Origin of the sequence: Solirubrobacter deserti (assembly GCF_027587175.1) — a bacterium.
GTDB lineage: Bacteria > Actinomycetota > Thermoleophilia > Solirubrobacterales > Solirubrobacteraceae > Solirubrobacter > Solirubrobacter deserti.
In genome coordinates, this window is record NZ_JAPCID010000008.1 from 185,979 (window position 1) to 194,479 (window position 8,501).

General features: G+C 74.8%; 9 protein-coding genes. 4 read left to right on the forward strand and 5 right to left on the reverse strand.

Annotation, left to right across the window (positions count from 1 at the left end; translation table 11 throughout):
* Positions 1-627, forward strand: coding sequence for a dihydroxyacetone kinase subunit DhaL (dhaL, locus tag OJ962_RS07355; protein ID WP_238932263.1), 627 nt, complete (start codon positions 1-3; stop codon positions 625-627).
* Between the two features lie 46 nt (positions 628-673).
* Positions 674-2,266, forward strand: a complete 1,593-nt coding sequence (locus tag OJ962_RS07360) for a putative PEP-binding protein (protein ID WP_202957034.1) — start codon at positions 674-676, stop codon at positions 2,264-2,266.
* On the opposite strand, the gene OJ962_RS07365 is transcribed toward OJ962_RS07360, so the two are convergent.
* The 3 genes from OJ962_RS07365 to OJ962_RS07375 are packed head-to-tail and all read right to left on the reverse strand — an operon-like array spanning position 2,256 to position 3,319.
* Positions 2,256-2,498 (reverse strand): HPr family phosphocarrier protein, encoded by a 243-nt coding sequence (locus OJ962_RS07365; protein ID WP_202957033.1) that lies wholly within the window; start codon positions 2,496-2,498, stop codon positions 2,256-2,258. The genes OJ962_RS07360 and OJ962_RS07365 overlap by 11 nt on opposite strands.
* A 10-nt stretch (positions 2,499-2,508) precedes the next feature.
* Positions 2,509-2,886, reverse strand: coding sequence for a dihydroxyacetone kinase phosphoryl donor subunit DhaM (gene dhaM / locus OJ962_RS07370; RefSeq protein WP_202957032.1), 378 nt, complete (start codon positions 2,884-2,886; stop codon positions 2,509-2,511).
* A 10-nt stretch (positions 2,887-2,896) separates the two neighbouring features.
* The gene (locus OJ962_RS07375; RefSeq protein ID WP_238932262.1) at positions 2,897-3,319 is read right to left on the reverse strand and encodes a MarR family winged helix-turn-helix transcriptional regulator; all 423 of its coding nucleotides are present in this window, start codon (positions 3,317-3,319) and stop codon (positions 2,897-2,899) included.
* A 61-nt stretch (positions 3,320-3,380) separates the two neighbouring features.
* Between OJ962_RS07375 and OJ962_RS07380 the strand changes: the two genes are divergently transcribed.
* Together OJ962_RS07380 and OJ962_RS07385 are read left to right on the forward strand one after the other, a co-directional pair.
* On the forward strand, positions 3,381-4,199 hold the full coding sequence (locus OJ962_RS07380; RefSeq protein ID WP_202957031.1) for an NAD-dependent epimerase/dehydratase family protein: 819 nt from the start codon (positions 3,381-3,383) through the stop codon (positions 4,197-4,199).
* 60 nt (positions 4,200-4,259) lie between these two features.
* Positions 4,260-4,532, forward strand: coding sequence for a hypothetical protein (locus tag OJ962_RS07385; protein ID WP_202957030.1), 273 nt, complete (start codon positions 4,260-4,262; stop codon positions 4,530-4,532).
* Here OJ962_RS07385 and OJ962_RS07390 read toward each other — a convergent pair.
* Together OJ962_RS07390 and OJ962_RS07395 are read right to left on the reverse strand one after the other, a co-directional pair.
* Positions 4,477-5,127: a hypothetical protein gene (locus OJ962_RS07390; protein WP_270006268.1), complete on the reverse strand. Its 651-nt coding sequence runs from the start codon at positions 5,125-5,127 to the stop codon at positions 4,477-4,479. The two genes, OJ962_RS07385 and OJ962_RS07390, sit on opposite strands and share 56 nt — an antisense overlap.
* A 49-nt stretch (positions 5,128-5,176) precedes the next feature.
* On the reverse strand, positions 5,177-8,501 hold a 3,325-nt coding region (locus OJ962_RS07395; protein ID WP_270006269.1), incomplete at its 5' end, for a hypothetical protein.

The window sequence follows — 8,501 nt, forward strand, 5'->3', positions numbered from 1 at the left end:
TTGAGCGCCGTCTCCGTCAACGCGTGGATGGAGGCAGCCTCCGCCGCCATCGCCGCCGACGCCGAACGCCTGACGCAGCTGGACTCCGCGATCGGCGACGGCGACCACGGCACCAACCTCACCCGCGGCTTCCGGGCGGTCGTCGAAGCGCTGGCCGGCAGCGAGGAGCCCGCCCCTGGCCGCCGGCTGATCCTCGCCGGCAAGACGCTCGTGTCGAAGGTCGGCGGCGCGAGCGGCCCGCTGTGGGGCATGGCCCTGCGCCGCGCCGGCCGGGCGGTGGCCGACGCGGAGTCGCTGGACGGTCCGGCGCTCGCCGATGCGCTGGAGGCGGCGCTCGCGGGAGTCGTGGAGCTCGGCTCGGCGGAGCCGGGCGACAAGACGATGGTCGACGCGCTCACGCCGGCGACCCAGGCCCTGCGCGCGGCCGTGGACGCTGGACAGCCGCTCGCCGACGCGGTCGCGGCGGCAACGTCGGCGGCCGAGGAGGGCGCCCGTTCGACCGTGCCGCTGCAGGCGCGCAAGGGCCGCGCGTCGTACCTGGGCGAACGCTCGATCGGCCACGAGGACCCGGGCGCCGCGTCGACGGTGCTGATCATCGCCGCGCTGGGCCGCGCGCTGGAGGAGTGATGCGTGCCGGAGTCGTCGGTCAGTTGACCCCCTCGGCGGTGGTCAAGTGACCGATCGCGCGGCGGGCGGCGGCGACCGCGCGGGCAGGGAGCCCGCCGGGGCCGAGCGGCGGCTGCGCGGGCTCGCGGCCTCCCCGGGCGTGGCGGCCGGCGCGGCGTGGCGCGTCGGGACAGTCGAGCACGCCGCGCACTCGGGCGACGCTGCGGCGGAGCTCGCGCGCGCCCGCGCGGCGCTCAAGCGGGCGGGCGACGAGCTCACCGCGCTGGCCGACCGGCTGCGCGCGGACGGTGCGGCCGAGCAGGCGGACATCGTCGAGACCGGTGTGCTGATGGCGGCCGATCCGGCGCTGGACGCGGCCGTCGAAGCCTCGATCGCGCGCGGCTCACCCGCCCCTCAGGCGATCATCGAGGCCACCGACCAGCTGGCGGACACGCTGGCCGCGATCGACGATCCGATGCTCGCGCTGCGCGCCGACGACGTCCGCTCGCTCGGCCGGCGAGCCGCGTCCGAACGCGTCGCGCCCTCGGGCCCCGGCCCGTTCGTCCTCGTCGCACAGGACCTCGGCCCGGCCGACGTCGCCGAGCTCGACGAGCGCGTCGCGGGCATCGCGCTCGCCGCCGGGGGTCCGTCGGCGCATGCGGCGGTGATCGCGCGCGGGCTCGGGCTGCCGATGGTGGTGGGCGTGGGCGCACCGCTGCTCGAGCTCGCCGACGGCACACCACTCGCAGTCGACGGTGACCGCGGCGACGCCGTCGTCGACCCGCGCGACCCGCCGCCCGCCCGGCGTCGCGCCGCCGCGGTCGCGTCCGGTCCCGCCGTCACCCGCGACGGCCTTCGCGTGCGCATCCTCGCCAATGCCGCCGGCCCGGCCGAGGTGCGGGTCGCGCTTGCCGCCGGGGCGGAGGGCGTGGGCCTGCTGCGGACCGAGCTCGCGTTCCTCGACGCGGCGGCCTGGCCGGACGAGGCCGCGCACCGGCGGATGCTCGAACCGGTGCTCGCCCTGCTCGCGGGCCGCACCGCGACCGTGCGCGTGCTCGACTTCGGCGGCGACAAGACCCCGCCGTTCCTGCGCGACACCACCGCAAGGGGCATCGCGCTGCTGCTGGATCACCCCGGCGCGCTCGCCGCCCAGCTGCAGGCGATCGGCACCGCGGACGGCGTCCGCGTCCTGCTCCCGCTCGTCCGCGACGCCGCCGACGTCGAGGCCGTCCGCGCCCACACCCAGGCGCCGCTCGGCGCGATGATCGAGACGGCGGCCGCGGCCGCACGCGCGGACGAGATCGCCGCGGTGTCGGACTTCTTGTCGATCGGCACCAACGACCTCACCGCGGACGTGCTCGGGACCGACCGCTTCGCGCCCGGCACCGTCGCCACCCATGACCCGCGGGTCCTCGCCCGGATCGCCGCGGTCGCCCACGCCGCCCAGGCCCACGGCCGGGTGCTCGAGGTCTGCGGCGAGGCGGCGTCCGACCCGCGCATGATCCCGCTGCTCGTCGGCCTCGGCGTCGGCGAGCTGAGCGTGGGCGCGGCGCGCGTCGCGGCCACCCACGCGGCCGTCCGCGCGCTCGAGGGGGCCGCGCAGCTCGCGCGCACGGCACTCGCGGCCAAGGACGCCGGAGGTGGAGCGGCTACTCGGTGAGGCCGGCCACGCAGGCGGCGAGCTCGGCGACGGCCCGCTCGGCGTCGTCCCCCTCGGCCCGCAGCCGTAGGGACGTCCCGCCCTTCGCGCCGAGCGAAAGCACTGACAGCAGGCTCTTGGCGTCCACCTCGCGCTCACCCGCCGCGACCGCGACGCGCGAGCTGAACCCCATCGCGGCGCGCACGAACTGCGCGGCCGGTCGTGCGTGCAGGTCCACGTGCTCCGGGAGCACCACCGTCGCCTCAGAACTTGGGGACGACACGCGCCTCCTCCGCCGCGCGGGCGACCGCGTCGAGGGGCAAACCGGCCGAGGCGCTCACGGCCGCGGCGACCGCGCCCTCGACCAGCGGCGCGTCCACCAGCCGCACGCCCTCGCGGTCCTCCAGCACGGTGCGGGCCGTGAGGATCGCGCTGCCCAGGTCCCCCAGGACGATCACGCCGTCCCCCCGCTCGGCCGCGTCGAGCGCGGCCTCGATCCGGTCCGCGTCGGTGCCGAGCCCGCCGTCGGCCGTGCCGCCGGCGCCCTCGAGCGGGACGTCCGGCCCGGCCATCTGCCCGGCGAGCGCGACCACGCCCGCGGCAATGTCAGCGCTGTGCGACACGACGACGATCCCGACCACGGGCCCGAGTCTACGCGGCGATGCGCTGCAGCATCGCGCGCAGCTGGGCGGCCTCGTCCGCGTCGAGCGCGGCGAGCAACCGCCGCTCGGCCTCGTCGCTCGCCCGCGTCGCCTCCTGGAGCGTCGAACGGCCGCTGTCCGTGAGCTCGATGACGTTGCGGCGCCGATCGGCGGCGTCCGGCCGGCGCGCCACGAGTCCTTTGCCCTCGAGCCCATCGACCAGGGCGACCATCGTCGTGCGGTCGATCCCGGCCCGCCGCGCCGTCTGCTGCTGGGACTCCGGCTCGTGACCGTCGAGGAGCAGCAGGAGCGCGAGCTCGCGCGCACTGATCCCGGACGGTTCGAGCAGCTCCTCGTGCAGTTCGCCCAGCGCGAGCTGCGCGCGCTTGAGCAGGTAGCCGAGCCGGACGCTGAGTTGGGGAGGCAAGTTCAAGGCGATGACATTATTGCTACGCTGATCGTCAGCACTACTGACGATCAGCGAAAGGGACAGAATGACCTCGATCCTCTTGACCGGAGCGACGGGCTTGGTGGGCTCGCGCCTGCTGCCGCGCCTGCTCGATGCCGGCCACGACTGCCGCGCGCTCGTCCGCGGCGAAGCCGCCGTGCCGCCGGGCGCGACCGCCGTCCGCGGCGACCTGAGCGACCCCGACGCACTCGCGCCGGCGGTCACGGGCGTGGACGCCATCGTCCACCTGGCGGCCCGCTTCCGCACCGATGACGAAGACGCCATCTGGCGCGCGAACCTCGACGGCACCCGCAACCTGATCGCGGCCGCCGAGGCCAACGCTCCGGCAGCGCGCTTCGTCATGGCCAGCACGAGCAACGTCTACGACGCCGGCACCCCGCGCCCAAGCCGGGAAAGCGACGAATGCACGCCCACCGCCGCCTACCCGGCGAGCAAGGTGGCCGCGGAGCAACTGCTGCGCGAGAGCCGCCTGACGTGGGCGATCCTGCGCCTTCCGTTCGTCTACGGCGACGGCGACGGGCATCTCGAGGCGATGCCGGCGCTGGCCATTCGCTTCGGGCTGCACCCCGCGCACACGTACTCCGTCGCGCACCATCGCGACGTCATGATCGCGGTCGGCATCGCCCTGTCCGGCGCGATGGACGGCCGGATCGTCAACCTCGCCGACGACGCGCCGGTCAGCGTCTTCGAGATGGCCGAGCTGGCCGGCAGCCCGATCGAGGGCTCGACGGAGCCGCTGACCAACCCCTGGTCCGGGCGCATGGACACGACGCTCGTCCGCGAGCTCGGCTTCCGGCCGACGGTGCCGAGCATCCGCGCGGCCGCGCGCGAAGGGATCCTCTAGCTCGGGCGTGATCGCCGTGGCATAGGTTTCCCGCAGCCCTTCGCGGACGAGGAGAACCGGATGGCTCAGGACGTGCTCGCAGGCCGACACGCGCTGGTCACGGGCGGTGCCGGGCTCGACATCCTCGTCAAGGACGCCGGCATCGAGCTCTCGGGCCTGATCGTCGACGCCGAGGCCGACGACCTGTGCCGCGTTCGAGGTCAACGTCCTCGGCAGGCCGACCTGGACCCGAGCGACCCGCGCTGGGGGCAGATCCTCAAGGGGAACGTGAAGCGCGCTACTGGCGCGGGGCGACGTTGCGTAGCTCGGCCGGGATCTCCGGCGCCCGGGTGAGCTGGTCGGTCAGACCGAGCTGGGGGTGCACGAACGTGCGGAAGAAGACGCCGTCGGGCGCTTCGAACGCGCTGAACGTCGGGAGCTCGTCCGCGTCCTTGTAGACGGCGTCCGGCGTGACGACGCCGTAGGCGCCCTCGTAGGCCTCGTTGTCCCATTCGGCGACCAGCCCCCAGTCGTCCGCGGGATCGCCCCCCGGCGCCTCGACCACCAGCTGCCACGTGATGCGGTCGGCGAGGATCTTCCCGAACCAGTGGGCGTAGAGGTCGGCCTCCTCGCGCAGGACCTTGGTCACCGGGCCGGACTCCGGCCCGTCCAGGATGCGCTCGCGGTCGAACAGGCCTTCGCCGTGCCGGATGTCGGCCAGCTCGAGGAAGGCGGCGAACTGCCAGCGCTCGACCGGGCGTGTAGCGACCCAGCCCGTCGTGTACGGCGGGTGCTCGCGCGGGACGAGCCGCATGGGCATCAGCTCGACCGTGTCCAGCCAGAGGTCGCCGGGACCCGCGTCCTTCGGGACCGTGGGGCCGACCCAGGCGCCTTCTTCGAGCAGCCGCGCCTCGGGGCGGTTGCCGAGCGCGGCGACGAGTTGGTCCATGGTCGTGCGGTCGCGCAGGTACGCGACGAAAGCTGCGATGAGTGACACGTCAGTCGCGGCGGCGGGCGCCTTCGCCGACGCCGATCGAGCCCGGGATCTCGGACGGGAAGCGCGGCGTGGCGACGCCGGTGGGCGCGCTGGTCTGCGCGGTCACGGTCGGCATCGTCGTGCTGCCGGTGAGCGGGAAGCCGGCGCCCTGCTTGGCGCTGCGGAACATGATCGCCTCGCCCCAGTTGCTCGGCAGCGCGCCCTTGGCGAACGCGAGCTCTCCGCCCTTGCGGGCGGCGTCGCCGGTCGCGTACGTGCCGTCGGGCATCCGGTAGATGTTCTTCTCGTTGACGTAGCGCTCGGGGTTCGGCACCGGGTCGGTGGGGCTGTGCTTGCGCACCGGGATGCGGTTGGTCCCGGCGCGGTCGGCGGCGACGAGGCGGCGGTGGTCGACGGACGTGAGCCCGTCCGGGAAGTCGACGACGTCGAGCGGGTCGTCCCAGTAGCCGCGGCGGCGGTACTCGTCGGCGACCTCGTCGATCGTCTGCGTGTCGCCGCGTGTGAGCGGCTTGACGGTCTTCTGGCTCACCCGGATGTCGCGCACGCGCGGCATCCCGCGCGCCCAGTCGCGGACCTGCGAGGCGCCCTTGCGGACGGCGTCGCCCGCGCGCGTGCCCGCGTTGGCGGCGATCCGGAACGGCGCCGTGAGCACGCGTCCGGGGCCGGTGTTGAGCAGGCGCCGACCGGCGTTGCCGACCCGGCTGGCGAGGCCGCGCGCGCCCTGGATGGCGCGCGAGGCGGTGCGGCCGAAGACGCTGGAGGCGACGCGGCGGCTCGCGCTCTGGGCGAACTTGCCGGCGAGGGTGGGGGCGAGCTTGCGCGCGGCGGCGCCGCCGAACTTGCCGAGCGCGGAGCCGACGCCCGGGATCATGCCGAACGCGCCGCCGACCAGCATCGCGGTGCCGAGGCCCTCGTTCCACGCCTTGCCCTGGGACAGGTTGGTGACGATCTGGCCCGCGCCGGCGCTGATGGCGCCGATCACCGCGCCGGCGACGACGAGCACCGCGAGGCCGGAGCCGAACGTCGCGATCACGAACGCGGTCAGCGCGACGGCGACGATCAGGCTCACCCAGAAGCCCGGGTCGGTCAGCAGTTGCGCGATGAACTTGAACGCGGCCTTGAGCTTCTCCGCCACCCACTTGGCGGCGCTGACGATCTTGCCCCACAGCCCGCTCGGCTTCTCCGGTTCCTTCTGGGCCTCCGCGTTGACCTTGGCCTGGCCCTGGGACACCTTGCCCTGGTTGTCACCCGGGACCTTCTGCGTGCCGCCCTGGACCTTGGCCGCGTGGGCGTCCATCTCGCCCTTGGTCGTGCTCAGGCCGGAAGTGAACTTCTCCTTGACCTTGCCGACGCCCTGCTTGACCTTGCCCGCGTACTGGGTGACGGTGTGGTTGCCGGTCGTCTGCGCGCCCGTGGCGGTGCTCTTGACCTGGCTGGAGACGCTGCTGGAGACGCCGCTCGCGCCCTTGCTCGCGCCGCCCGCCGTCTGGGTGGCGGACGAGGAGGCCGCGCTCGTCTGCTGCGTGAGGCCCGACTTGGCGCCCTTGCTCGCGCCGGCCGCGGCGCCCGCGGCGTCCTTCGCGGTCTTGCCCGCCTGCACGACGCCCTGGCTGGAGAGCTTCTTGAGCCCGCCCTTGACCTCCTGGGTGACGGTGTCGGCGTCCTCTTTGAAGATGTACGCCTTCTTGACCATCTTGCGCAGCTGGGCGGCGTTGCCCTTCAGCGCCTTGGTCGCGGCGGCGTTCTGGGCCTTGGCGGCGGCGGTCGCGCCCTTGCCGATCTGCGCGATGCCCTGCTTGGTGGACGCGACGGTCTGCGCGATGCCCTGCTTGGCGCCGGACTGCTGGGTGGCGAGCGACTTCTGGGACTGGGACTGGACCTGGGAGAGCGAGGACTGACCGGTGCTCACGCCCTTCTTGACCGCTGAGGTGGCCTGCTGCTTGACGGCGTTGATCGCCGACATCGCCCCGGGCAGCGTCTGCTTGATCGCCTGTGAGGCCTCGCGGCCCTTGGCCTGGAACGTCGAGCCGATCTTCGAGCCCTGGGAGCGGACGCCGGAGACGACCTGCGAGCCCTGGGAAGTGACCTTGCCCGCGGTCTCGCCGGACACGCGCGACGCGACCTTCGCGTTGCCTTCGGCCGCCGCCTCGTTGACGCCACCGCCGCCGCCGGACTGGCCCTGAACAGCGCCCGCGGTGGAGGAGATCGAGCCCTGCACCTTGCCCGAGGTGGCGTTGACCGCGGCCGTTCCCTGCTGCGCGGCGGTGCTACCGGCCTGCGTGGCCTCGGACGCGCCCTCGTTCGCGGCGCTCTGCGTCTTGGACTTCGCGCCGCCGTGCCACGTGTTCACCTGGCCCGTTGCCTGGGAGCCCGCCGCGGTGACCTTCGCCTTGGCGCCGGAGATCGCGGCGGTGACCTGCGCCTTCGCGCGCGAGAACGCGCCCGTGACCGCGGCCTGCTGCTGCGTGCCCGCGGCGGTGACGTCGCGCGTCTGCTTGGCGACGGCCTGCGTGATCGCGGCCTGTGTCCGCCCGGCCGCGGCCTTGAGCTTGGTGCTCTCGGCGTTCGTGGCTTCGCTGAGCGCGGCCTCGACGGCGCGCCGGCCCTCCTTGAGGGACTTGCGCAGCCGCTTGCGCTCCTCGCGCACGCGTTGACGTTCGGCCTTGGCCTCCGCCGCGGCGGCGACCGCTTCGGCCTCGGCGGCGGCGTCGTTCTGTGGACCGGCGCCGGCTGCCGCGGCGGTCGGCGAGGCCGACGTGAGCGAGGGCGCCTCGGTCTGCGAGGACGCACCGCCGTCGTCGGGCTCGATCGACTTGATGTTGGCCGGCTCGGCCAGCACCGCGCCGGACGGCAGCGGCGGCTCAGGTGGGGGAGAAGCCTCGGCGGGCTGCTCCGGCTCCTGCGACGTCGACGCCGTGGCGGGGGCGGACTCGCCGTCCTCCGCGAGCTCGTCGGGGTCCTCCTGGAAGATGTCGTCCTCGGCCTCGGCGCCCTCGCTGTCGGCGCCCTCCTCCTCGGCCTCGGCGCCTTCGGGACCCGCGGCGTCGGCGCCTTCGGGACCCGGCGCGTCCGCGGCTGCCTCGCCGCCCTCGGTCTCCGCACCCTCGGGTCCGGCCGCGTCGGTGCCGGGACCGTCGCCCGCCGCCTCCGCGCCTTCTGGGCCGGCCGCCTCGCCGCCTTCGGCCGCCGGTGCCTCGTCCTTCGCGGCGCCTTCGGCGTCTTCGGCCTTCGCCGCGTCTGGGCCCGCCGTGCCGGCGGCGGCGGCGTCCGGGGCGGGCCCTGCCGCGCCGGGGGCGCCCGCGATGTCGGGCGCGGGCGCGGCGGCC

Coding starts and splice junctions, on each gene's coding strand:
- OJ962_RS07390 (WP_270006268.1), bottom strand. CDS start 5,127: ATGGACCAACTCGTCGCCGCGCTCGGCAACCGCCCCGAGGCGCGGCTG.
- OJ962_RS07385 (WP_202957030.1), top strand. CDS start 4,260: ATGGCTCAGGACGTGCTCGCAGGCCGACACGCGCTGGTCACGGGCGGT.
- OJ962_RS07380 (WP_202957031.1), top strand. CDS start 3,381: ATGACCTCGATCCTCTTGACCGGAGCGACGGGCTTGGTGGGCTCGCGC.